General features: G+C 61.8%; 18 protein-coding genes. 9 read left to right on the top strand and 9 right to left on the bottom strand.

The features are described from left to right. Positions 1–145: 145 nt before the first annotated feature. The 4 genes from V7650_RS13965 to V7650_RS13950 all read right to left on the bottom strand — a co-directional run bounded on the left by V7650_RS13965 (position 146) and on the right by V7650_RS13950 (position 8,058). The gene (locus V7650_RS13965) at positions 146–1,198 is read right to left on the bottom strand and encodes a ribonucleotide-diphosphate reductase subunit beta (protein WP_335656842.1); all 1,053 of its coding nucleotides are present in this window, start codon (positions 1,196–1,198) and stop codon (positions 146–148) included. Between the two features lie 449 nt (positions 1,199–1,647). Further along, positions 1,648–3,708: a ribonucleoside-diphosphate reductase subunit alpha gene (locus tag V7650_RS13960; protein WP_442955299.1), complete on the bottom strand. Its 2,061-nt coding sequence runs from the start codon at positions 3,706–3,708 to the stop codon at positions 1,648–1,650. Positions 3,709–4,353: 645 nt separating this feature from the next. Beyond that, complete coding sequence (locus V7650_RS13955) at positions 4,354–5,652, bottom strand: aminotransferase class V-fold PLP-dependent enzyme (protein WP_335656841.1); 1,299 nt, start codon at positions 5,650–5,652, stop codon at positions 4,354–4,356. An 18-nt stretch (positions 5,653–5,670) separates the two neighbouring features. Then, positions 5,671–8,058, bottom strand: a complete 2,388-nt coding sequence (locus V7650_RS13950) for a TonB-dependent receptor plug domain-containing protein (protein ID WP_335656840.1) — start codon at positions 8,056–8,058, stop codon at positions 5,671–5,673. A gap of 148 nt (positions 8,059–8,206) precedes the next feature. On the opposite strand from V7650_RS13950, the gene V7650_RS13945 reads away from it, so the two are divergent. The 4 genes from V7650_RS13945 to V7650_RS13930 all read left to right on the top strand — a co-directional run bounded on the left by V7650_RS13945 (position 8,207) and on the right by V7650_RS13930 (position 13,132). Then, positions 8,207–8,644: a hypothetical protein gene (locus tag V7650_RS13945; RefSeq protein WP_335656839.1), complete on the top strand. Its 438-nt coding sequence runs from the start codon at positions 8,207–8,209 to the stop codon at positions 8,642–8,644. A gap of 132 nt (positions 8,645–8,776) precedes the next feature. Beyond that, positions 8,777–10,840, top strand: a complete 2,064-nt coding sequence (locus V7650_RS13940) for a TonB-dependent receptor (protein WP_335656838.1) — start codon at positions 8,777–8,779, stop codon at positions 10,838–10,840. Next, positions 10,840–11,976: a PepSY-associated TM helix domain-containing protein gene (locus tag V7650_RS13935; protein WP_335656837.1), complete on the top strand. Its 1,137-nt coding sequence runs from the start codon at positions 10,840–10,842 to the stop codon at positions 11,974–11,976. Before V7650_RS13940 ends, V7650_RS13935 begins: the two co-directional genes overlap by 1 nt. 343 nt (positions 11,977–12,319) lie before the next feature. Continuing rightward, positions 12,320–13,132: a CPBP family intramembrane glutamic endopeptidase gene (locus tag V7650_RS13930; protein WP_335656836.1), complete on the top strand. Its 813-nt coding sequence runs from the start codon at positions 12,320–12,322 to the stop codon at positions 13,130–13,132. A 120-nt stretch (positions 13,133–13,252) separates the two neighbouring features. Here the strand turns inward: V7650_RS13930 and V7650_RS13925 are convergent, their stop codons facing one another. The 3 genes from V7650_RS13925 to V7650_RS13915 are packed head-to-tail and all read right to left on the bottom strand — an operon-like array spanning position 13,253 to position 16,351. Then, positions 13,253–15,046: a serine hydrolase gene (locus tag V7650_RS13925; protein ID WP_335656835.1), complete on the bottom strand. Its 1,794-nt coding sequence runs from the start codon at positions 15,044–15,046 to the stop codon at positions 13,253–13,255. Between the two features lie 40 nt (positions 15,047–15,086). Continuing rightward, positions 15,087–15,833 carry a CPBP family intramembrane glutamic endopeptidase gene (locus V7650_RS13920; protein WP_335656834.1) on the bottom strand — a complete coding sequence of 249 codons (747 nt, stop codon included), beginning with the start codon at positions 15,831–15,833 and terminating at the stop codon, positions 15,087–15,089. Beyond that, positions 15,830–16,351, bottom strand: coding sequence for a MarR family winged helix-turn-helix transcriptional regulator (locus V7650_RS13915; RefSeq protein ID WP_335656833.1), 522 nt, complete (start codon positions 16,349–16,351; stop codon positions 15,830–15,832). Before V7650_RS13915 ends, V7650_RS13920 begins: the two co-directional genes overlap by 4 nt. Positions 16,352–16,919: 568 nt before the next feature. Here V7650_RS13915 and V7650_RS13910 point away from each other — a divergent pair. Continuing rightward, positions 16,920–18,443, top strand: coding sequence for a fumarate hydratase (locus V7650_RS13910; protein WP_335656832.1), 1,524 nt, complete (start codon positions 16,920–16,922; stop codon positions 18,441–18,443). Between the two features lie 86 nt (positions 18,444–18,529). Here V7650_RS13910 and V7650_RS13905 read toward each other — a convergent pair whose 3' ends face one another. Then, positions 18,530–18,754 (bottom strand): hypothetical protein, encoded by a 225-nt coding sequence (locus tag V7650_RS13905; protein ID WP_335656831.1) that lies wholly within the window; start codon positions 18,752–18,754, stop codon positions 18,530–18,532. 332 nt (positions 18,755–19,086) lie between these two features. Between V7650_RS13905 and V7650_RS13900 the strand changes: the two genes are divergently transcribed. After that, the gene (locus V7650_RS13900) at positions 19,087–19,278 is read left to right on the top strand and encodes a hypothetical protein (RefSeq protein WP_335656852.1); all 192 of its coding nucleotides are present in this window, start codon (positions 19,087–19,089) and stop codon (positions 19,276–19,278) included. A 29-nt stretch (positions 19,279–19,307) separates the two neighbouring features. Here the strand turns inward: V7650_RS13900 and V7650_RS13895 are convergent, their stop codons facing one another. Beyond that, a complete protein-coding gene (locus tag V7650_RS13895; RefSeq protein ID WP_335656830.1) occupies positions 19,308–19,445 on the bottom strand; it encodes a DUF2256 domain-containing protein in 138 nt (45 codons plus the stop codon). Between the two features lie 144 nt (positions 19,446–19,589). Between V7650_RS13895 and V7650_RS13890 the strand changes: the two genes are divergently transcribed. From V7650_RS13890 to V7650_RS13880, 3 genes are all read left to right on the top strand, one after another. After that, a complete protein-coding gene (locus V7650_RS13890; protein WP_335656829.1) occupies positions 19,590–19,859 on the top strand; it encodes a hypothetical protein in 270 nt (89 codons plus the stop codon). A 133-nt stretch (positions 19,860–19,992) separates the two neighbouring features. Next, on the top strand, positions 19,993–22,077 hold the full coding sequence (locus V7650_RS13885) for a TonB-dependent receptor plug domain-containing protein (protein WP_335656828.1): 2,085 nt from the start codon (positions 19,993–19,995) through the stop codon (positions 22,075–22,077). Positions 22,078–22,156: 79 nt separating this feature from the next. Further along, positions 22,157–23,965 (top strand): ABCB family ABC transporter ATP-binding protein/permease, encoded by a 1,809-nt coding sequence (locus V7650_RS13880; RefSeq protein WP_335656827.1) that lies wholly within the window; start codon positions 22,157–22,159, stop codon positions 23,963–23,965. Positions 23,966–23,974 lie beyond the last annotated feature (9 nt).

The raw sequence follows: 23,974 nt of genomic DNA, 5'->3' as shown, positions 1-23,974 counted from the left end.
GTGAGGTTCGTCATTGGCTGTTTTCCTTGTGATACAGCCTTATATCAAAATTGATCTGCTAAGTAAAGTATATAATTGCCGATTTTTCTAGGGCTTTAACTAGCAACGCCGTTCCGGCTATGGTTGAAATTGGCTCAACCATACCCTACTCCGCAGCAACCCCAGCCTGCTCAAACATATCCGCGCCCTGGTCCTCGACCGGCGCGTCCTCGTTGGCGACCTTGCCCTTGCGCTTGTCGAAGCTGGACCAGACGTCGTTCCATTCGCCCTTGGTCGCGCCCTTGGAATATTCGGTGGCACGGGCCTCGAAGAAATTGGCGTGCTCGACGCCGTTCAGGAGCGGGGCGAGCCACGGCAGCGGGTGGTCCTCGATCATGTAGATCGGCTGGAAGCCGAGCTGGCCCAGGCGCCAGTCGGCGATGTAGCGGATGTAGCGCTTGATTTCCTTGGCGGTCATGCCGGTCACCGGGCCGTCGCTGAACGCGAGGTCGATGAAGGCATCTTCCAGCCGCACGGTCTTCTGGCAGCAGTCGATGATGTCGTCGCGCACCGACTTGGTCAGGCAGTCGCGTTCCTCGACGAAGGTGTGGAACATCTTGATGATGCCCTCGCAGTGCAGGCTTTCGTCGCGGACCGACCAGGTGACGATCTGGCCCATGCCCTTCATCTTGTTGAAGCGCGGGAAGTTCATCAGCATGGCGAAGCTGGCGAACAGCTGCAGGCCCTCGGTGAAGCCGCCGAACATCGCCAGCGTCTTGGCGATATCCTCGTCGGTGTCGACGCCGAACGTGCCCATGTAGTCGTGCTTGTCCTTCATCGCCTCATATTCGAGGAACATCGAATATTCGCTTTCCGGCATGCCGATGGTGTCGAGCAGGTGCGAGTAGGCGGCGATGTGGACGGTTTCCATGTTCGAAAAGGCGGTCAGCATCATCTTGATCTCGGTCGGCTTGAACACCCGGCCATATTTGTCGTGATAGCAGTCCTGCACCTCGACATCGGCCTGGGTGAAGAAGCGGAAGATCTGGGTCAGCAGGTTGCGCTCGTGGTCGGTCAGCTTCTGCGCCCAGTCGCGGCAATCCTCGCCCAATGGCACTTCCTCCGGCATCCAGTGGATCTGCTGCTGGCGCTTCCAGAAGTCATAGGCCCAGGGATATTCGAAGGGCTTGTAGGTCTTGCGTGCTTCCAGAAGGGACATGATATTCTTACTCCGCTTTAAACTTGTCACCCCAGCGCAGGCTGGGGCCTGAATTCAATCTCATTTCATCCTCTCCCCAGCGGGGAGCGGCAACGCAGACTTGGCAGCTTGTCTGCCTGGTCGAAGTCGGTGAGGGGGTTCGATGCCGATGGTGCAGAGCACCCTCACCCAGCTTCGGCTAAATTCCCCCGGATAAATCCGGGCTCATCAAGCCTGCGCAACCCTCTCCCTCAAGGGAGAGGGGTAATAGGCTCCTTTGCTTCCGAATAAAACGGCCCCCTCCCTAAAGGAGCGAAAGGGAGGGGGCAGTGGGCAAAGCAAACGTCAGGCGCCTCCGGCGTTTGACGTGCAGCCCCGGACTGGATCCGGGGTCCAACTCCGATCCTTGCATCCTAACGCTAGAGCGGGAGATGGGTCCCCGCCTTCGCGGGGACACAAGGCGTCCAGGCCTACTGACACGCCAGACATTCGTCATAGTCGGTGGTGCCGGCGGTGGTCATCAGCTCGACGGTCTTCGGGTCGAGCGTGTTGTCCGCCTCGACGCCGCCGCCGGTCGGTTCGCTCATGATCGTCTCGCCACCGGCAAAGCCGGCGCGCTGGATCGATTTCGAGCGCAGATAATAGAGCGACTTGATGCCCAGTTCCCAGGCGCGGAAGTGGAGCATCAGCAGGTCCCACTTGTCGACATCGGCCGGGATGAACAGGTTGAGCGACTGCGCCTGGTCGATATAGGGCGTGCGGTCGGCGGCCAGTTCGAGCAGCCAGCGCTGGTCGATCTCGAAGCTGGTCTTGTACGTGTCCTTTTCCTCGGGCGAGAGGAAGTCGAGATGCTGGACGCTACCGCCCTTCTCGAGGATCGAGTTCCAGACATTGTTGCTGTCCTTGCTCTTTTCCTGGAGCAGTTTCAGCAGGTGCGGGTTCTTGACCACGAAGCTGCCCGAGAGCGTCTTGTGGGTATAGATGTTCGCCGGGATCGGCTCGATGCAGGCCGAGGCGCCGCCGCAGATGATGCTGATCGAGGCGGTCGGAGCGATCGCCATCTTGCAGGAGAAGCGCTCCATCACGCCCTGGTCGGCGGCATCGGGGCACGGCCCGCGTTCGTGGGCAAGCATCATGCTGGCCTCGGATGCCTTCGCCGAAACATGCTTGAAGATCTTGAAGTTCCACGATTTCGCCAGCGCGCTTTCGAAGCCGAGGCCGCGGGCCTGGAGGAAGCTGTGGAAGCCCATCACGCCAAGGCCGACGCTGCGTTCGCGCATCGCGCTATATTTCGCCCGCGCCATTTCCTCCGGCGCGCGGTCGATATAGTCCTGCAGGACATTGTCGAGGAAGCGCATCACGTCTTCGACGAAATCCTTGTCGACCGACCATTCGTCCCAGGTTTCGAGGTTGAGCGAGGACAGGCAACACACCGCCGTCCTGTCCTCACCCAGATGATCGCGACCCGTGGGCAGTGTGATCTCGGAACAAAGATTGGAAGTGGACACCTTCAGGCCGAGGTCGCGGTGATGCTTGGGCATCATCCGGTTCACGGTGTCGCTGAAGATGATATAGGGCTCGCCGGTGGCGAGACGGGTCTCGACCAGCTTCTGGAACAGACTGCGGGCGTCGACCGTGCCGCGGATCGAACCGTCCTTGGGCGACTTGAGATGGAATTCGGTGCCGTCGCGGACCGCTTCCATGAACTCGTCGGTCAGCAACACGCCGTGGTGCAGGTTCAGAGCCTTGCGGTTGAAATCGCCGGAAGGCTTTCTAATTTCGAGGAATTCCTCGATTTCCGGATGGTTGACGTCGAGATAGCAGGCGGCCGAACCACGGCGCAGCGAGCCCTGCGAAATCGCCAGGGTCAGGCTGTCCATCACCCGCACGAACGGGATGATGCCCGAGGTCTTGCCGTTCAGGCCAACCGGCTCGCCAATACCGCGGACGCTGCCCCAATAGGTGCCGATGCCGCCGCCGCGCGAAGCCAGCCAGACATTCTCGTTCCAGGTGTTGACGATGCCGCCGAGGCTGTCGTCGACGCTGTTGAGATAGCAGCTGATCGGCAGGCCGCGGCCGGTGCCGCCGTTGGACAGGACGGGTGTCGCCGGCATGAACCAGAGTTTCGAAATATAGTCATAGAGACGCTGCGCGTGCTCCTGGTCGTCGGCATAGGCGTCGGCGACGCGGGCGAACAGATCCTGATAGGATTCGCCGGGCAGCAGATAGCGGTCGTTGAGCGTTTCCTTGCCGAAATCGGTCAGCAGGGCATCGCGGCTTGCGTCCACGGTGATCTTGAAACGGCGCTTCTCGACGCTGTGGCTGTCACGCTCGGCCTTGAGTTCCTTCTCGTCATTGGCCTTGGCCGACGCAGCTTCGGCTGCCGCCTTCTTGCTGACCTCCGGTTCGCTGACCGGGCCTGTATTTTCGGTTTTGCTTTTTGGCGTATCCAATACTTCAGTGCCCATTTCACTCTCACTCACATCTGTTCCGGAACCACTGTCGTTGTCACGGTTGTCTCTAAAATCCATCAAAGCCCCCTCAAATCACACTACTATTCCAACGATCCCAACGCTCTATCGGCGTCACGATCATCGCGATTTCCTCCGGGCATTTGTTCCTGTCTTGTTCGACTCGGGTCGAAGCTTTAATCCTAACAGTTTTACCACCCCGGCGGGTAAATTTTTCTACCCTCAACCCCGTATTTTTCCCTGTTCATTCAGCAAAAGGGCAGCCATCCACCGAGTCGGCGTTGCTTATGACTAACACTATAAGTTGGTATGCCCCCTTGGCTGAACCACAACCTATAGTGGCTGAATCAGAATTTTATGCAAGGGGGTAAATGACATTTTAAGGACTCTATTCGTCGCATAAATGAATCGCTTCGTCGAAGGCCGATTTATGCTGCAGTGCAGCGACGCATGGACCCTCTAAGGCTCGCCGAGAGCGCAAGAGTCGATGTCGAAAATCGGCAGAAATCTATCCACAGGTCATGCACATGCCCAGGTGACGATTTTGTGACACCATATCTTGTGCACTGGCCGATGGTCGGCGGCTTTCGGGAGGATGCCAGCGGCCATCGCAATCCGGTTGTCAGGCAAGCGAGGCGGCAGCGACGGATCCCGACCCCCGGCGCCAGCCCGAGTCGCTTTTCCGGCCCCGGGCGGCAGCGGCGATCACCGGCTGCGCGTCACGATATCGCCGTCAGCGATCTCCCGCAGCGCAGCGGCCAAGGCATCGACATCCGCCATGGCGTTGAACAGCGCCGGCGTCACCCTGACGCAGGCGCCGCTGGCGAGGCCGGTGCGGTGGACGGTGAATATCCCGAACCGATCGAGCAGCGTGGCGGCCAGCGCCCGGTTCTCTGCCTCGGAGGTGCGGCCGGACAGCCGGAACGAGGTAATCCCGCCGTGCATCCGGGGATCGTCCGGCGTCAGAACCTCTATGCCGGGCAGACCGCGCACCTTGCCGACCCACCGGTCGCGCAAGGCCTTCAGCCGGGCCGCCCTGGCAGTGGCGCCGATCATCGCCTGGAAATCGAGCGCTGCCGGCAGGGTCAGGCTGGCCGCATAGTCGACGGTTCCGGTGTGGACGCGCGAGGAAATGCCGCCGGAGCCGGGATTTTCATCGGCAATGTCTGGATCAATCGCCGAGACCCGGCCCTTGCGGATATAGGCGGCGCCAACGCCGAGCGGAGCGCCCATCCATTTGTGCAGGTTCAGACCGACGAAATCGGCACCCAGGCCCGCAATATCGAAATCCACCTGCCCCAAGCTGTGCGCAGCATCGACGATCACATCGATCCCTCGCGCGCGGGCCAGCGCCGCGACCTCGCGCACCGGCAGCTGAAGCCCGGTCCGGTGACTGATATGGGTCAACAGCACCAGCCGAATCTCCGGATGATTTTCAAAGGCCTCGGCATAGGCGTCGATGACATTCTGGTGGCTGGCCGGCTCCGGCAAGGCAATCCTGATCGTCCGAGCCCCGCGCCGCGCCATGCTGGCCTCCAGACTGGCCTGCATGCTGCCATAGTCGAGGTCGGCATAGAGCGCCGCCTGCCCCGGCTTGATCCGGTTATAGCCACCGATCAGCGCCTTCAGCGCCTCGGTCGCATTGCGCGTCAGGACGATTTCATCCTGATCCACGCCGAGAAAGGCGGCAAGCCTGTCGACTACCGAGCGCATGTCGGCGCCCATGCCGCGGCGGGCATAAAAGCTGGTGTCCCGGTTCACCCTTGCCACGGCGTCCTGGTAGGCGGCCAGTACCGGTCGGGACATCATGCCCCAGTTGCCGTTCTCCAGCTGGATTACCGCGTCGGTCACGTCATATTGGGCGGCGATGCGCGCCCAATGGGCTTCATCGCCGGCCAGCGCCCTTCCCTCGATCGGTCCATCCAGGGGTGCCGGCCGCAGGGCGGTGGCGGGGAGCATCGCTGCCCCCGCCACCGCGCCCTGCAGGACGGCCCTGCGGTTCATCCCTGTCCCGCCCGACATTCAGAACTGCACGCCAAGGCGAGCGAAATACTGGCCGCCGTCGGTGTCATAGGGGGCGTTGCGTGAATAGATCAGGCCGCGGCTGGCCTGGAAGGTCGCCTCGTCCGGATAGGTGTCGAACAGATTCTCCGCGCCGACCGTCAGGTTGACATGTTCGCTGAACCGGTAACCGACGGAGAGATCGAACAGCACCGTGGCGCCAAATTCCTGGAAGATGTCCCCCGTGGCGTTGCCGCTGCTGTCGGTCCACGCACCGTAATAGCGGCTGTGCAGCGTCAGGTCGAAATCACCCAGCTGATAGCCCAGCGTTGCCGTGGCATTGTTCTGCGGCAGGCGTTCCTCGAATATCCGCCGCTGGGTTTCGTTGCCGATCGTGCTGCTGGCGCCGCCGGTGACCTTGGTCTTGTTGTAATTATAGGCAATGCTGGCGCTCAGCTTGCCCGGCCCGACCGGTCCGCGATAGGCCAGCACGGCATCGATACCCCGGGTACGGGTGTCGAAGTCGTTGGTAAAATAGCTGACGCTGGTGAACCGGTTGGGGTTCGCGACACCTGCCGGAACGGCGAAGGACGCGGACTGGCCGAAACGGCTATCCACCTTGATCTGGTACAGATCGATGCTGGCGGAAATGCCATTGTCGCCCTGATAGGCGAAGCCGGCGGTGAGGCTTTCCGATTCCTCCGGCCTGAGCGGCTGGGCACCGAGCAGAACGGCCAGCGGATCGCTGGGCGAGAGACGGCCGCGGGTAAACACCTGCAGGGTCACCGTATCGAGGCCCTGACTGGTGTTGGCGGTGTTGAGCTGTGCCGGAGTCGGCGCGCGGAAGCCCGTCGAATAGGTGGCCCGCAGGGCAAAGCCGTCGACCGGCTCGACCCGTCCGGAAAGCTTGTAGTTGAACGTGTCGCCGAATTCGGAATAGTCTTCGTAGCGGGCAGCGGCACCGATGGTCAGCATTTCGACCGGCTGCCATTCGAGATCGAGATAGCCGGCATAGCTGGTCTGGTCGAACGTGCCCGCCTGGATCGGACTGAAACCGGGGAAGCCGTTGGAATTGGGCGCCAGCCCTTCCGCTGCGCCGGGTCCGATGGCGTAGGAGGCCGGATCGCCGGCACCGACCTCGTAGGTCTCCTTGCGGCGTTCGGCGCCGAAGGCGACGTTGACCGGCCGGAAGCCGCCCAGGTCCAGCTGGTAGACGAAATCGGCGTTGAGGTTGAACTCGCGCTGTTCGAGCCGGCCGAGATAGAAGCTCGTCGGGCTGTCGGGGCCGAGCGAGGCATTGAGCGATTCGCTCATATTATATTCGATCCGGCTGCGCCCGGCCGAGGCGCTGAGGTCGTAGGTGAAGCCGCCATCGGCGAGGTCGCCGCGCAGTCCGCCAACGGCCTGCAGATCGCTGAACTCGGTTCCGAAGCGCGGGGTGAAGCCGGTGGGATAGATGCTGAGGAAATTGAAGCCCGGGAAGACCGTGGTATCCTTGAACACGCTGCCGGTGCCGACCGGGTTGCGCCAGTTGAAATCGGTCACGCCATCGCCGTCGGCGCCGGTGCCGAACGCGTAGAATTCGAGGCCGTCGGACAGCTCATATTTCATGTTGAAGGCGCCGCGGATGGTCTGCGTGTCCGGCTGGCCCCAGCGCTGGACCGGGTTGGGGATGGCGAGATCGGGCCGGGCCTCCTGAAGCGCGATGGCGTCGGGGCGCTGGCGGGTTCTGGAGGTCGCCGCGCCGTCGGAAAATTCCGCGGTCACCACCAGGCTGCCGCGGTCGCCCAGCGCCACGCCACCTTGCAGGCCGACCTGATAGCTGTCGCCGTCGTTTTCGTAATATTGCGAATATTGACCGAACATCTGCAGGCCCGGCGTGTCGTCGAGAATGAAGTTGATCACACCGGCGATCGCATCGGACCCATATTGCGCCGAAGCGCCGTCGCGCAGCACTTCGACCTGCTTGACGGCAAGGCCAGGGAATGTGTTGAGATCGGGGGCCTGCGCACCGCGCGAACCGAGCAGGGCGGAACGGTGGTAGCGCTTGCCGTTCACCATCACCAGCGTGTGATCCGGCGACAGGCCGCGCAGGCTGGCCGGGCGGACAAAGGCCTGGCCATCGGCAGCGGGCAGACGCTGGACATTGAAGGAGGGCAATTGCCGGGCGAGCACCGTCGCCAGGTCGGACGAGACAACCGAATCGATCGCGTCGGAGGAAATGATGTCGACCGGCGCGGCGGTGTCGAACTGGGTGCGCCCGATATCGCGGGTTCCGGTCACGATGATCACCTGGCCCGACGCGTCGGAATCGTCGGTCACCGCCGCATCGCCGGCGGACTGTGCATATAGGGGCGAAACGAACGCGGCATTGAGCGCCAGATAGGCGCAACCAGTAAGAAATTTCATGATTTTCTCCAGATTTTGATTGATTGGTCGACCGGCGATCTAGGAGCGCACCGAGACCGGCAGATGACCCTACGAGGTCAGTTTTGTTGCAATGCAAAATAAACTGCGCGCACCGATCGGGAGGGGAAGCCGAGCCGCGATCATAGCGATGGCATTTTGCCGAAAGCCGCATTATGGCGCGGCGATGGATTCGATCCGCGCCCTGATCCGCAACCATGTCGCGCTTGCAGCCGTGCTGCTGGCGGCGGCGCTGCTGCTGAAGATCCTGGTGCCGAACGGCTATATGGTTTCGACCCAGAACATGGTCCTGACCGTCACCATCTGCGCCGATTCCACCGGCGAGCAGATCGAGCGCCGGATATCGATCCCGATGGAGGACAGCGACGGCCAGCACCAGAGCAGCGCCAAGGGGGAATGTCCCTATACGGCGCTGACGATGAGCGGCGTGACCGGTCCCGGCATGGCGCTGCTGGCGCTGGCGATCGCCTATATTCTTGCGCGCGGGCTGGCCCCGCTGCAGCTGGGCACGCTGCTCGAGACAGCGCGGCTGCGGCCGCCGCTGCGGGGACCACCCGAGGCTGCCTGACGCAGCCGGACGGTCCATCGCCCTGCCTGCCATCGGCCGCGGTTCTCCGCGCCGATAGCCGACTGGCATTCGATCCGAAACGGCTGCGCGTCACCGCCCAGCCCCATTCATTTCCGGATCAGGAATTCCATCATGAAAATATCTTCTCTTGCGCTTGCCGCAGGCCTGTTAGGCACCCTCACCTCCACCCCGGCCTTCGCCGGCGCGCCCGACCCGTTGGCCAGCACAGCGACCCCGAAACCCAGGCCAGCCGCCCAGCAGGCCGATACCAGCTTTTCCGTCGGCGAGATCGTCGTCACCGCCAGAGGCATGGCGGGCAGCAGCGACAATGTGCTGACCTCGGTCGACCGGATGGGCGGCGATGTCGCGCAGCGCGCCGACGTCGACAATGTCTACGAGCTGATCGGCCAGATGCCGGGCATCCAGGTCACCGATTTCAACCAGGGCACGACGAGCGGGAAATTCTCGATGCGCGGCTTCAACGGCGAGGGCAATATCAACGCCGTCAAGCTGCTGATCGACGGCATTCCGTCGAACAGCAATGACGGCAACATGCCCTATATCGACGTCGCCTTCCCGCTCAACATTGCCGCGATCGAGGTGGTGCGCGGGACCTCGGACCCGCGCCATGGCCTGCACGCGATCGCCGGCAGCGCCAATATCCTGACCCGTTCCGGCGGCAGCTATGTCGATGCGCGCGCGTCCGTCGGCAGCTATGACACGCTCGAGGGGCAGCTGGTCGCGGGCCTGGAGCGCGGCGCGGTGAGCCAGAATTACCAGATCGCCTACCGCGACAGCGACGGCTATCGCGACCACAGCAGCAGCCAGCGGCTCAGCCTGTCGGGACGCTGGGGGCTGGCGCTGGGCGAGGACGTCCGGCTCGGCGCGATCGCGCGCTATTATGAGGCGGATGCCGAGGAACCGGGCTATCTGACCTTCGCCGACAGCCGCGCCGATCCGCGGATGACCAACGATTATAACATATCCGACGGCGACAGCCGCACGATCCAGCAATATGCGGTGACCCTCGATGCGTCCTTTTCCGACCGGCTCGACTGGTCGGCGATGGCCTATCACAACCGCTTTCGCGACGATCGCTATGTCAAATTCTCCGCCGCCGCGTCGCAGCAGCGCCGGCTGACCGCGGAGGACCATTTCGGCCTGTCGACGGCGCTGCACTGGCACGGCTATCTGTCGGAGATACCGCTGATGCTGGAGGCGGGCGGCAATGTCGAGTGGCAGGACAACCGCTCGGCCCGCTGGCTGTCGGTCGAGCGGGTGCCGACCAGCCAGACCCGCGACCAGCAGTTCGACCTGACGGTCGGCGGCGTCTATGTCCAGGCGATCCTGGAGCCGGCGGCGTGGCTGCGGATCACGCCGGCCTACCGGATCGACCGGGTCGGCGGCGATTTCAGCAACCGGCTGAACGGCAGCGCGGCGCCGATCAACGATTATGGCAGCATCGAGCAGCCGAAGCTTTCGGTCGCGATCCTGCCGGCGGAGGGCGTGACGCTGTACGGCAACTGGGGCAGGACCTTCCAGATCGGGCTGGGATCGGGCGCCTATCTGATCCCGCCGCGGCAGCAGGACCTGGCGCCGTCGATCAACACCGGCTGGGAGCTGGGCGCGAAATATCGGCTGGGCGAAACGGTCGAAGCGCGGGTGGCCTATTGGGAGCAGAGCGCGACCGGCGAAATCGCCCGCAAGCTCAACGACCCGCTGGGCGATTTCGAGAATGTCGGCGCGACCGACCGCAGGGGCGTTGACGTGCAGCTGGGCGTGAAGCCCGCCAGTGGCCTGTCGCTCTGGGCCGCGGTGGCGTGGCAGGAAGCGACGATCGCGCAGCCGCCGGCGGACTCGCCGCAACTGGTCGGCAATGCCATCAACCACACGCCGCGCTGGCTGTGGTCGGGCGGCGCCGAATATGCCCCGTCCGAATCGCTGAGCCTGTCGCTGACCGGGCGCGGGCAATCGTCCTACCACCTGACCACCGCCAACGCCGAGGGCAAGTGGGGAGAGCTGGCGGTGTTCGACGCCGCCGCGCGGTTCCGGGTGAACGAGCGGCTGGAACTCGGGCTGGCGGTGAAGAATCTGGGCGACCGCTATTATGAATATGTCTGGTGGGACGGCAGCCAGACGCTGCACAGCCCGGCCAATGGCCGCAACGTCACCGCCAGCGCCAGGCTGCGCTTCTGATGCGGGTCCGGGGAGACCGGCTGCGGGGCGCGGTCCGCACCGTCCATCTGTGGCTCGGCCTGACGATCGGCGGGCTGCTGGCGCTGCTCGGTCTCACCGGGTCGGTGCTGGTCTTCTACCCGGAGATCGACACGCTCCTGCACCCGGAGATCCAGGTCGCCGGGCCGCAGCATCCGGGAGCGGCACCGGACTGGGACCGGGCGCTGGCAACGGTGCGCGCCGCCTATCCCGGCAAGTCCGGGCCCTGGCGGTTCGAGGTCACCGGAGAGCCGGGCGCGGTTCCGGCCCGCTATTATGATCCGCCCGAGCGCGCCGGCCATGGCTTCCGGCCGATGATGGTCTGGCTGGCGCCGGACGGATCGCGGGTGCTGCGCCGCGACTATTGGGGCGAATATGCGATGACCCTTGTCTACGACCTGCACTATCGCCTGCTGCTCGGAACCACCGGCGGTCAAATCCTGGGCTGGCTGGGATTTGCCATGCTGGCGTTGCTGCTGAGCGGCCTGTGGGCCTGGTGGCCGCGCGGATCGTGGGGCAAGGCGTTGCGGCTGAAACTGCGCGGGCATCCGCAGCGCCGGCTGCGCGACTGGCACAAGCTGACCGGCCTGTCGGGCGGGCTGTTGCTGGTGATCCTGACGGTGACGGGAATCATGCTGGAACTGCCGGAGGAAAGCGATGCCGCGCTCGCCGCCGCCGGGCTGCCGGTCGACCCGATGCCCCACGTCCACCGCCCCCCCGAGCCGTCGGGGCCGCCCCGGCCGATCGCGCAAATTCTGGCCGCCGGCCGCGCCGCCCTGCCCGGTGCCCGGCTGGCCTGGATCGAAACCCCGCCGGCCGGGGGCGGCATGTTTCGGCTGCGGATGCAGGTGGCGGGCGATCCCAGCCACCGCTTTCCGCACAGCTATGTCTGGGTGGACAGCGCCAGCGGCCGCGTCCTGGCCGTGCACGATGCGCAGGCGGCGCGGAGCGGGAGCGTGGTCAACAACTGGATCCACCCGCTGCACGAAGGGTCGGCGGGCGGACTGGCGGGCCGGATTCTGGTCGCGATCTGCGGATTGCTGCCAACGCTATTGCTGGTGACGGGCCTGCTGCGCTGGCGTGGCCGGCGTGGGCGGCTTGGGGCCGCCGGGTTTTGAGAGCGTCGGAATGTTTCGGAACTATGTCCGTTTTGCGCCTTCATTGTCGTCATTACCCATGTCGAAATTTGTTGCTGAAAGTCGACATTCGGCGCGTACTCTTTTGCTCGCGCTCGAATGGCAGCAACTGGGTGGGAAGCTGTCGGTCAGATTTTAGGTCGCGTTCGGCAATGTCTGACACTGTGCAGCAGTTATTGTCAGTCAGCTTTGTCGCCATTTCCAAGCTTACAGGCCGGTCCTGCGGAGCTTGAAACGTAACAAGCAAATAGCACTCGACAGGAGCTATGTTAGTCTAGTAATACACCCAATGACAAAAATCTTAGCAGAACGGCGAGAAGCTTGGATGACAATTTCCATCTTTATTGCCTTATTGTGCGGCCTTAGCGGCCTTGCGCATTTCGCGATCGTCCAACTTAATCCGGCAAGCATCTATGCCGGTGCGCTCATGTGGTGCCCGGCTCTGGCGGCCCTTATTACTTTGAGCATAAGGGGGCGGGCATGGTCTACGCTGCCCTGGAAATGGGGGCACTGGCGCTTCTATTGGCAGAGCTACCTGATACCAGTCTTATATGTCTCCGTTGCTTATGGACTGATCTGGGCGCTTGGATTAGGCGGGGGGCCGAACCGCGAAACCGTAGCGGAATGGACGACCGAGCTTGGTTTTGAGCCCGGAAGCGTATGGGCCCCGCTTCTGGTCATGACCGGCCTTTTGGCGACGGTGCAGCTGATCAAGTCGCTCGGGTCGATCATTGGCGAGGAAATCGGATGGCGCGGGTTTTTCATCTGGGAGCTTCGCAAAGTATTGCCATTTGGCGGTGTCTCCTTGGTCAGCGGCCTCATATGGGCCGCTTGGCACTTCCCGATAATCATTGCCTATGGTGGCGGTGATCCAGCGAGTCAGTTGGGTTGCTTTACCCTGATGATCGTAAGCATGTCAGTCATCATGACTTATTTTACGTTCCGATCGGAGAGCCTCTGGCCTGCCGTCTTCTTCCACGCCGGCCATAATATATTCATCCAAAAAATCTTCACGCCATTGACTGAGCAGAACGAGACAACTGGATTGTGGATCGACGAATATGGCCTGATGGTTCCGATCATAGTGACATTCGCGGCGCTTTTCTATTGGCGGAAAGCCAAAGTAGAAGGCATGTAGCTCAGCGCGGCATTCCATGACATAAAGTCGATATTCGTATTCTTGCGGCATAAGGCAAGCCCCTCGAAACAACCATTCAGCCACTTTATATGAACCACGCGATCGGAAGCCATCCCCTGCTTATCGGGCAGGTTGAGGTATGGCGCGCTGTCCCGATTGAAAGGTCAGCCCCCCATCGCTGTCGATAGCGGCCGACACGTCGGAGTCGCCATGGAGAAAGCCATCGATCCAGAGGTTCCCCTCGGCGGTAACCCATGCGCGCAGGCGAGTAGCCGGCATTTCGACTTCTTGTCCCACGGGTTGTAGCCCGTTGATTTGACCCCCGTCGTCGTAAACGATCCCGATGTCCATTGACCCTCGATCAAAATCGATGCGAACCTCCGCAAAGTCGTCGGTGACGGAATAGACGTGGTGGCGACGATACGCCCCGAACTGCTCGATGAATTGGCTCCAAGTAGCATCCATTGCTCCGGCAGGCACATTGGCAGCCATTTTCTGGCTGAAGTGCTCCGCAAGCCCGGTGTGACCGTTCTTCGCCCAATCAGTAATGGCTTCGGCGGCATCTTCCGCGAGTGGCCCATCTGCGTGAACGAGTTTTGGCAATTGCAAGACCGACCAGCTTCCGTCGGTTTCAAGCCAGATCTGCCCCATAGCATCGGTTTGGAGCGTAAAGATGCGGTCTTCCGGTAGCCGGTAGGGCCCCTCCAGCGTCTGGCCCGTCAGCGACGGAGCAAGGGCCGGGACGGTCGCTGGCGCGTTGCCCGCGACAACGGATGAAACCAACTGTCGCAAATAGGCTTCGCTGTCCGTGATATGATCAAGGTCAAGAGTGCGATTAAGATCTCCGAACACCGCACGATGTTCTGCCGGAGTCAGGACCAGATAGCTGACGGTGCCCGGCATTGTGCCGTCATGGGCGACCTGGCGCACACCGTCGACGTCCCGGACAAGCCAGCCAAGCGCGAAAGATTCGCCGGGATTGCGGGTCGGGGCCACCGGCGTCCACATTCGCTCAAGAGACTCCGGCGCGAGGATGCGGCCCGCCATCAGGGCTTCGCTCCATTTCAGCAGCCCCTCCGGGGTCGCCCGGACACCTGCGGCGCTGAACGTCTGCGATGGATCAATGACAGGGGCAGGCAAGAAGCTGTCACCACGCCGTTCGAACGCTGTCGCATTGGGGTAACCAGATAGGTCTCGGCAAAGGCAAAATTCCTTGGACACCCCGGCCGGTGCCAGCACGAGCGCGTCCAGTGCAGAATAATAGGGCATGCCGGTTGCAACCTCGATGATGCGACCCAGCAGAATATAGCCGGAATTCGAATAGCTGTAGCGTGCGCCGGGTTCGAACAGCAGCGGTGCGGCTGAAAACTGGTCGATCAGGGCGCTTGTGCTGGTCGGCAATGCGAGAACATTGAAATCGAGCGGCTCGTCGCCAAGCCCCTGATCGTTCTTAAGAAGACTGGGCACGCCGCCTGTATGGCTAAGAAGTTGAGCAATCGTCACCCCGGCGAAGGGCCGGTCCGCATATTCCGGGAGATAGTTCGCTACGGTATCCGTCAGATCGATACGGCCGTCCTCGACCAGCCGCATGACCGTCGTAGCGGTCAGGACCTTTGTCACCGATGCCAGTGGGTAGGCAACCTGGGCACCATTGACGATATCGCTTCCGGCTGCCGCAGCGCCGCGCGCGTCGACAACATGCACGATGCCGCGTTCAGCAGTGGCGACAACGCCGGAAAAGCGTCCAACCCGGGCATCGTCCGCGAGATCCGCAGCCGATTCTGCGGCAGCCTGACCCGTTATGCCGGCAGCGAGCAAGATCGCTGAGATGAGAAGGGTAGCCGATCGGCGCAAACGACTCTTTCCCGATGGCAAGCAAGGGGCGCGCTCGGGCAATAAAGGAATGTATTTCATGGAAGATCTCGATGTTTAGATAGGGACAGGAAAGCGGGGGTCAGGTGGCCGGCTGAAGGCCGGTATAAATCAGTGTCAGGCCGACAGTGTTGGCCAAGCCGTGCGACAGGGTGAGTGGCCATAAATTTCGTTTGAAAAACACATAAAGAATGCCAGAAACCAATGCGACGCCGCCAGTCGCGAAAGCACCGCCAATCCCCTGATAATAATAATGCTGCTGCCCGAACAGGACAGCCGGCATGATGATCGCGATGACCAAACCGAATGGTATGCGCGTAAACAGCGTCTCAAACCGTGTAATCAGCAGACCGCGAAACAGCAATTCTTCGGTAAAACCGCCAATGATCCAGGCCACGGCCAGCCAATAGACGAAAGCGGCTGTGTTTCCGGGAAGGCCCGCAAATCTGCCGCTCTTGCTGGGCGCAGCCTGCGCTGCAACATCCCCCAGTGCGCTGCTAATGACGGATTCTAACAAGATGCCGGCAGCGGTGGTTAAGACCAGTGCCACGAATGTCCATACTAGCGTTTTTCGCCAGCTTGGAAGTTGTTTTAGGCCAAGGTCAACCCAGCTCTCACCACTTTTCCGCAGGCGCCAACTCGCAACGGCGAGCGCTGATAACAAGGATATCGGACCTGCATAGGTCCACAGCGTTTCAACGCTCAACAAAGCATATTTCAGGATCAACATTGTCCCAAGGACAAGACCTATATCGATTGCCGCTTTTTGCGCGGCCTTGTCTACCGTGTCGTTGGGAAGCTGCTTTGTTCTGGAAGAGGCGATTTTCATGATATTTCCAGATTGTCTGGATTATTCACAATGCGCGAGGATCGCCGGGAATTGATACGTTCAAGGATAGGCGATCGCTCGAGTGCCTCGATGGCCCGCATCGCCATGGCGGCGAGATCGCATTCGATCTCCTCAAACAAGGCAGCGAAAACGTCTGCGACCTGAACCATAAGCTCGGTCAATCGAGTGAACTGATCCGTTCCTTTGGCTGTTAGAACCAGTATTTTTCTGCGGCCATCGTGAGGATCGCTTCTGCGCTTGATCAGCCCTAACTCGATCAGCACGTCTGTGCGCTGTGTGACCAGCTGATGAGGTTGTTCCAACCAGTTGGCGATGTCCGCTGCCGATATCTCACCATGCTCCCCAACCAGTAGCACAATCGAAACCGCTCGTGATGGAACATCTATATTCGCATCGCGGAGCATATCCTCCCCTTGGCTGGCTATAACATCAGTCAAGCGCGTAAACTTGTTGGAAATAAATGCACCGTGAAGCGGATGGGTATCAAGATAAGCCATTTTCGATTTGATCCCTATATATACAATCAATTGTGCAATAGTTTGTATATATAGGGATGTCAATGCACTTCTGCCGGCATTTTCGGCGCTTCCCATATGCCATGTGGCTTTTCCATACTGTCGGCAGCGTCGACTGCTCGCTTGGCAGAGCTAGCTTGTGGAGAAGGCATCATCCGCCAGCATATGAGTTTTCGCAAGACCGACCGATTGGCTGCTTCAGGTTTCAGGAAACGAAGTTACCGTCGGGAATGACCACATATGGGGCGGAAGCAGCCATTGCAAGAAGCTCGATGTTTGTTGGCTGCTTACTGGATTGACGGCCCCATAAGCAGACAGTCGGCAAACGGCCCACTTCGCGCTAACAGATTTCACCCACCCGGGCCCTTGCATAATGCAATGCTGCGGGCCCACTCCATCGGGCAGGATCCGCACCGCAGGATGAACGGACGGAGGCCGGTCGCACAACCCCATTGGCCGGACGCGCGATTTCGCCACAAAAACTTGCCCGGACCGGCCCGATCCGGCAAAGACCCTTTCGACAGCCTTTCGCCGATATTCTGGAGCAACCATGACCACGACCATCAAGACCGCCGACCTGATCGAGAGCGTCGCCGACGCGCTGCAGTTCATTTCCTATTATCATCCGATGGATTATATAAGAGCGCTCGGAAAGGCCTATGAGGCGGAGAAATCGCCGGCGGCGAAGGATGCGATTGCGCAGATCCTGACCAACAGCCGGATGTGCGCCGAGGGGCACCGGCCGATCTGCCAGGATACCGGGATCGTCAATGTCTTTGTCAAATGGGGCATGGACTGCCGGCTCGACGACACGTCGCAGTCGATGCAGGAGATTGTCGACGAGGGCGTGCGCCGCGCCTATCTGCATCCGGAGAACAAGCTGCGCGCGTCGATCCTGACCGACCCTGCCTTCACCCGGCGCAACACCAAGGACAACACGCCGTCGGTGCTGCATGTCGAGATGGTGCCGGGCGATCGCGTCTCGGTGGATGTCGCGGCCAAGGGCGGCGGCAGCGAGAACAAGTCGAAATTCAAGATGATGAACCCGAGCGACAATATCGTCGACTGGGTGCTGGAGATGATCCCGCAAATGGGTGCCGGCTGGTGCCCGCCCGGGATGCTCGGCATCGGTATCGGCGGGACGGCGGAGCGCTGCGTGCTGCTCGCCAAGCAGTCGCTGATGGACCCGATCGACATGGGCCAGTTGAAAGAGCGCGGACCGCAGAGCGATATCGAGGAAATGCGGATCGAGATTTTCGACAAGGTCAACGCGCTCGGCATCGGCGCGCAGGGGCTTGGCGGGCTGTCGACGATCCTCGACGTCAAGATCAGTGACTGGCCCTGCCACGCGGCGGGCAAGCCGGTGGCGATGATCCCCAATTGCGCGGCGACACGGCACGCGCATTTCACGCTGGATGGCAGCGGGCCCGCCTATCTCGAGCCGCCGAAGCTGGAGGAATGGCCGGACGTCAACTGGACGCCGTCATCGGAAGCCAAAAGGGTGCATCTCGACCAGCTGGACGCGGCGGAAGTGGCGACCTGGAAACATGGCGACCGGTTGCTGCTCAACGGCAAGATGCTGACCGGCCGCGATGCGGCGCACAAGAAGATCAAGGATATGCTGGACGCCGGCGAGGAGCTGCCGGTCGAATTCCGGGGGCGGGTGATCTATTATGTCGGGCCGGTTGATCCGGTCGGCGAGGAAGTGGTGGGACCGGCCGGTCCGACGACGGCGACTCGGATGGACAAGTTCACCGACATGATGCTCGAACAGGGCCTGCTGGCGATGGTCGGCAAGGCCGAGCGCGGGCTGGACACGGTGGCCTCGATCAAGAAGCACAGGAGCGCCTATCTGATGGCGGTCGGCGGCAGCGCCTATCTGGTGTCGCGGGCGATCAAGGGATCGAAAGTCGTCGGATTCGAGGAGCTCGGCATGGAGGCGATCTACGAGTTCGAGGTGCAGGAAATGCCGGTGACGGTGGCGGTCGACGCCGAGGGGCAGAGCGTGCACCATCTGGCGCCGCTGGTCTGGCAGGAGAAGATCCGCAAGGAGGGGTTGCTGGAAAAGGCCTGATGGCGCGCACCAGCGGCGCGGCTACCCGGTGCGGAGCATAGAAACGGGCGCTGCCGGCGGGAGCCGGGACAGCGCCCGATCTCTGTTCAGATTTCGCGCCGCGTGGTCGTGGTCGTGGTTTCGCCGACCGGAGCGTCGGGCGATACGTCGCGCGAGCGGGTGCGGTTGGTGGCCGACATCAGGCCGATGCCGATGAGAATGACCGCGCCCACCGCGATATAGGTCGGAGGTGCGCCGAGCAAGAATGCGCCATAGGCAAGGCCGCCGACAAACACGAAAAAGCCGATCATATAAAGCGAAAAAGACGACATCGAAGATACTCCTGTTGCACCAGATTTGGGCCTGGTATCAGACATACGTCTGGCGCAGTCCGAGGTTGCACTAGCCGTGAATCCTTAACAGACCGTCTTTCCATCTGCGGAGCGGCGACAGGGCGGGCACCCCCTGCCCCCGGCCAGCGGGCGCGTGGAAAAGGACCACCGGTACAGTCGCGATCGAACGCCCGTTGCGGCTCCGTGCAACCTTTTGCCGGATCAGCGATTGATCCAAGACTCCGGCAGGGAGTCTTTCTGTAAAGGACGTTCATGTGTTCACGCAGCTCAATCCGCCCATTCCGCTGAAGGTGATCGGCAAGGGTGACGGCATGGCATTTGCAGTGATCGACTATGGCACCGAGCATAATCTGCTCTGGGTCACCGCGATCGATGCGACTGGCGAAATATGGTGTGCACCCAATCCGAAAGTGCGGATGCAGAGCAACTGGAGCCTCGGCCGGTCAGCGCCGGCGGAGTCCCGCGGCGAAGCACCGTCGTCGCCGGAGCTGAAGGCGATCTAGGCCGGGAGCGGCCGCCATGGCCGACGCCGCTATTTGGCAGACCGGCGGCACCGCTCCGAACAATAGAGGACGTTGTCCCAGTCACGGGCCCATTTCTTGCGCCAGGCGAAGGGCCGCTGGCAGACCGGGCAGATTTTTTCGGGCAGGCGGCTCTTATGATGCGCCATTGTTCACCTCGCGCGGCCGCGACCCCGGCAGGATCGGCCTGCATGTCTTGTCAGCCAGATCCATGGGCCGCTCCTTCATCCGTCGGCGGATGATTATTGTTCTGATCAAATGACAATGGCAGCAAATGCGCTTATATCAATGCCATGTATATTTTTATCATATTCGTCTGCGGCATCGCCAATTTCGCGATGCACAAGGCGATGCTGGAGAGCAACCACCCGCTGATCGCCGAGGCCCGCGGCAGCTTCCGCCGGATGCTTGGGCCGCATGGCAGCTATTTTCTCGAGTTTTTCATGCTGGTGGCGGCGATGATCTTCGCCAATATGGACATGCTGAGTGCGGTCATATTCTATTTTGTCTATACCCTCGCCAATTGTGCGGCGGCCTGGGTGCTGTTTTCAAACAAGCGTTGATATGGAAGGGCTTGCCGGAAACTGACCGGACGCCGTTCGTCCGATTACAAATGTAGTTTATCGAAAGCCGGTATCAGCTGATATTTTCGCGCCCTAGCGCCCATGACAGAAAACGAACGGGGAGTATGAGGGCGTGATCAGCAGACGAGCGTTGACAGCAGGCCTGGTTGCCGCGCTGCATTGTTGGCCAGTCGCGGCCCTGGCACAGGATGCGGCGGTCTCGAGCCTTCAGCCGCGGGTCGAAAACGGGCGGCAGGTCTATCTGGCCGAGCAGTTCGCCCGCTTCAATCCGCGCACGGCGCTGGATATGGTGACCCAGGTCCCCGGCTTCACCATCGACACCGGCGACGAGGATGCCCGCGGCCTGGGCCAGGCCGACGAGAATGTGCTGATCAACGGCGCGCGCATCTCCGGCAAGAATATCGACGCCTTCACCTTTCTCGGCCGGATCTCGGCCAGCAATGTTCTGCGGATCGAGATTGTCGACGGGGCGACGCTGAGCATTTCCGGGCTTTCTGGCCAGGTGCTCAACCTCGTGACCAAGGCCTACGAGGGTGCGGGGCTGAACGGCAATTTCAAATGGGATCCGCGCTGGCGGCGCTCGGGCAGCAACTGGTTTGCCGGCGAGGCATCGGTCAGCGGCAAGCTGGGCAAGGGTGATTTCACCCTGTCGGTTGAAAATGATGCGCAACGCAGCGGGGTCGAGGGGCCGGAACGGATCACCGACCGGTTCGGCGGCCTGCTGTTCGAACGCGACGAGGTCGCCCGGTACCGCCAGGACCAGCCCAAGATCAGCGGTGCCTACAGCCGCACCAGCGAGGGGGGAGCGGTCTTCAATGCCAATGCCGCCTACCAGATCTACCGCAAGCGGGAAACGGTCGCGACGGATCGCACGCAAGCCGGGCAGCCGGATATTTTCGAATTTTATTCGAGCAACGAGGACGAGTGGAATGGCGAATTCAGCACGGATTATGAATTTGGCCTGGGCGGCGGCCGGCTGAAGCTGATCGGCCTGCAGCGCTTTGAACATAGTCCGGTCAGCAATTTTTTCGGGCAGACGTTTTTCGATGGCAGCACCCCGCCCAACGGCAGCCGGTTCGACCAGACAACGGATGAGGGCGAGTCCATCCTGCGCGCGGAATATGGCTGGAAAACCGCAGGGGGATCGGACTGGGGCATCAGCGTCGAGGGCGCTTATAATTTTCTCGACAACAAGGGCGCGCTGGCGGAACTCGATGCCCAAGGCGTGTTTCAGCCGGTTCCGCTGACCAATGCCAACAGCAAGGTCACCGAATATCGCGGCGAGGTCATCACGTCTTACGGCCGCCCGCTGTCGGACGCGGTCACCCTTCAGGCGACGCTGGGCGGCGAGTACAGCAAGATCAGCCAGACCGGCGCGAGGGGCGAGAGCCGCTCGTTCGTGCGACCGAAGGGATCGGTCTCGCTGGCGTGGAAGCCGCAGCCGGATCTGGACATCAGCCTGAAGGTCGAACGGCTGGTCGGCCAGCTGAATTTCTTCGATTTCGTCGAATCGGTCGATGTCTCGCAGAACAACGGCAATGCGGGCAATCCCGCGCTGGTACCGCCGCAAAGCTGGCGGGCCGAACTGGAGACGACGCGGAAGCTGGGACCATGGGGGTCGTTGACGGTCAATATCTATGGCGAGCAGTTCAGCGATATCGTCGATTCCATCCCGATCACCGCGACGACCGAGGCGCGGGGCAATCTCGACAGCGCGACCAGCTATGGCGTGGAGCTGACGTCCAGCATATTGTTCGATCCGATCAGCTGGCGGGGCGCGAAGCTCGATTTCACCGGGGAAGTGCGGAAAAGTTCGCTGCGCGACCCGCTTACCGGCATCCACCGGCGGATCAGCGACGACAAGATCTTCACCTATGAAGCGACCTTGCGTCACGATATTCCCGGCAGCGACTGGGCCTGGGGCGCCGGCGTCGAGGACAGGCGCTATTCCGACTTCCTGCGGCTCGACCAGATCACCCGCTTCCGCACCGGAGCGCCCTACAGCTGGATCTTTGTCGAGCACAAGGACGTGATGGGGCTGACCGTCCAGGCCAATCTCGGCAACCTGTTTGGCCACAGCGAGAATTTCACCCGCACCGTCTATGCCAACCGGCGTGACGGACCGATCGCCTTCATCGAGGATCGCAGCCGGCAGTTCGGCCTGATCTACCGGCTCACCGTCAGCGGCAGTTTCTAGGGCCAGGACCCAAGCGTACCGCGCCGTTGCACCAATAGGCGCATGGACTTTCATCGCCGGCATCCCTACATCGGCAGCCATGCCACCTGATTATGCCACCGAGGGCCAGATCGACCCTCCGATGATCCCTACGCTCAAGCGCTTTCTGCCTTATCTCTGGCCCAAGGACGAGCCGGGCCTCAGGATGCGGATCATCGTCGCCGGACTGCTGGTGCTGTGCGCCAAGGCGGCGATCCTGACGATGCCGTTCCTGTACAAGGCGGTGATCGACGGCATGTCGGACGATGCGCTGGGTACCGAGCTGACCGTGTTATTGGCGCTGGTCGCGGCTTACGGCGTGGCCCGCTTCGGGCAGGTGCTGTTCGACAATATGCGCAACATCGTGTTCGAGAAGGTCGGTCAGGAAGCGGCCCGGCGGCTGGCGACCAATGTCTTCACCCATTTGCACAGCCTGTCGCTGCGTTTCCATCTCGGCCGGCGCACCGGCGAGGTGACCAAGGTGATCGAGCGCGGCACCAAGAGCATCGACGTGATGCTCTATTTCCTGCTGTTCAACATCGCGCCGACGGTGGTCGAACTGGCCGCGGTGCTGATCATCTTCCAGATCAAGTTCGGCTTTGGCCTGGTCGCGGCAACCTCGGCGATGGTCGCGATCTACATCATCTTTACCCGCAAGGTGACCGACTGGCGCAACGCGCTCCGGGCGCGGATGAACGACATGGACACGCGGGTAATCGGCCGTTCGGTCGACGCCCTGCTGAACTACGAGACGGTCAAATATTTCACCGCCGAACGGCGCGAGAGCGATCGCTATGACCAGGCGATGCGCGACTGGGCCAATGCTGCGGTCAAGTCGGAGAATTCGCTGGGCCTGCTCAATATCGGCCAGTCGATCATTACCAACCTGACCATGGTCGGGGCGATGGCGTTCAGCGTCTATGGCTGGCAGCAGGGCGACCTGACCGTGGGCGACCTGGTGCTGGTCAACGCGCTACTGATGCAGCTGTTCCGGCCGCTCGACATGCTCGGCATGGTCTATCGCACGATCCGCCAGGGCCTGGTCGACATGGACGCGATGTTCAAGCTGATCGATACCAGGCAGGAGGTCGTCGACAAGCCCGGAGCCAAGCCGCTGCAGGTGTCGGACGGCACGGTGCGGTTCGAGAATGTCGTGTTCAACTATGACGACGACCGCCGCATCCTGCACGGGCTGGATTTCGAGGTGCCGCCCGACGGGACGCTGGCCATTGTCGGGCCTTCCGGTGCCGGCAAGTCGACGATCGCGCGGCTATTGTTCCGCTTCTACGATCCGCAGGCGGGGCGCATCCTGATCGATGGCCAGGACATAGCCGAAGTCACCCAGCACAGCCTGCGCGGTGCGATCGGCATCGTGCCGCAGGACAGCGTCCTGTTCAACGACAGTATCGGCTATAATATCGGCTATGGCCGCGAGGGCGCGACCCAGGCGGAGATCGAGGAAGCGGCGCGCGGCGCGGCGCTCGACGGCTTTATCGCCAAGCTGCCCGACGGCTATGACACGCAGGTCGGCGAACGCGGGCTGAAACTGTCCGGTGGCGAGAAGCAGCGGGTGGCGATTGCCCGGACGCTGCTGAAAAATCCACCGATCCTGATATTGGACGAAGCGACCTCTGCGCTGGACAGCCGCACCGAAGATGAAATCCAGGCGACTCTGGCCAAAATATCGGAGCGGCGCACGACGCTGATCATCGCTCACCGGCTGTCGACCATCACCCATGCCGACGAGATTATCGTGCTCGACAACGGGCGGATTGCCGAGCGCGGCAGCCACCGGCAGCTGCTGGTCAAGCGCGGGCTCTATGCCGACATGTGGAAGCGGCAGGCGGAGGACCAGCGCGAAGTGGCGTGACGGCCAAAG

Source organism: Parasphingorhabdus sp., assembly GCF_036964565.1.
In the GTDB taxonomy this organism is placed as follows: domain Bacteria; phylum Pseudomonadota; class Alphaproteobacteria; order Sphingomonadales; family Sphingomonadaceae; genus Parasphingorhabdus.
The sequence above is the reverse complement of the archived record's forward strand: the minus strand, read 5'-3'. Positions and strand labels throughout refer to the sequence as shown.

Coding starts and splice junctions, on each gene's coding strand:
- V7650_RS13965 (WP_335656842.1), bottom strand. CDS start 1,198: ATGTCCCTTCTGGAAGCACGCAAGACCTACAAGCCCTTCGAATATCCC.
- V7650_RS13935 (WP_335656837.1), top strand. CDS start 10,840: ATGCGGGTCCGGGGAGACCGGCTGCGGGGCGCGGTCCGCACCGTCCAT.
- V7650_RS13905 (WP_335656831.1), bottom strand. CDS start 18,754: ATGTCGTCTTTTTCGCTTTATATGATCGGCTTTTTCGTGTTTGTCGGC.
- V7650_RS13880 (WP_335656827.1), top strand. CDS start 22,157: ATGCCACCTGATTATGCCACCGAGGGCCAGATCGACCCTCCGATGATC.
- V7650_RS13890 (WP_335656829.1), top strand. CDS start 19,590: ATGTATATTTTTATCATATTCGTCTGCGGCATCGCCAATTTCGCGATG.
- V7650_RS13940 (WP_335656838.1), top strand. CDS start 8,777: ATGAAAATATCTTCTCTTGCGCTTGCCGCAGGCCTGTTAGGCACCCTC.
- V7650_RS13920 (WP_335656834.1), bottom strand. CDS start 15,833: ATGAAAATCGCCTCTTCCAGAACAAAGCAGCTTCCCAACGACACGGTA.
- V7650_RS13900 (WP_335656852.1), top strand. CDS start 19,087: ATGGCATTTGCAGTGATCGACTATGGCACCGAGCATAATCTGCTCTGG.
- V7650_RS13895 (WP_335656830.1), bottom strand. CDS start 19,445: ATGGCGCATCATAAGAGCCGCCTGCCCGAAAAAATCTGCCCGGTCTGC.
- V7650_RS13950 (WP_335656840.1), bottom strand. CDS start 8,058: ATGAAATTTCTTACTGGTTGCGCCTATCTGGCGCTCAATGCCGCGTTC.
- V7650_RS13925 (WP_335656835.1), bottom strand. CDS start 15,046: ATGAAATACATTCCTTTATTGCCCGAGCGCGCCCCTTGCTTGCCATCG.
- V7650_RS13955 (WP_335656841.1), bottom strand. CDS start 5,652: ATGAACCGCAGGGCCGTCCTGCAGGGCGCGGTGGCGGGGGCAGCGATG.
- V7650_RS13910 (WP_335656832.1), top strand. CDS start 16,920: ATGACCACGACCATCAAGACCGCCGACCTGATCGAGAGCGTCGCCGAC.
- V7650_RS13915 (WP_335656833.1), bottom strand. CDS start 16,351: ATGGCTTATCTTGATACCCATCCGCTTCACGGTGCATTTATTTCCAAC.
- V7650_RS13945 (WP_335656839.1), top strand. CDS start 8,207: ATGGCATTTTGCCGAAAGCCGCATTATGGCGCGGCGATGGATTCGATC.
- V7650_RS13930 (WP_335656836.1), top strand. CDS start 12,320: ATGACAATTTCCATCTTTATTGCCTTATTGTGCGGCCTTAGCGGCCTT.
- V7650_RS13960 (WP_442955299.1), bottom strand. CDS start 3,708: ATGGATTTTAGAGACAACCGTGACAACGACAGTGGTTCCGGAACAGAT.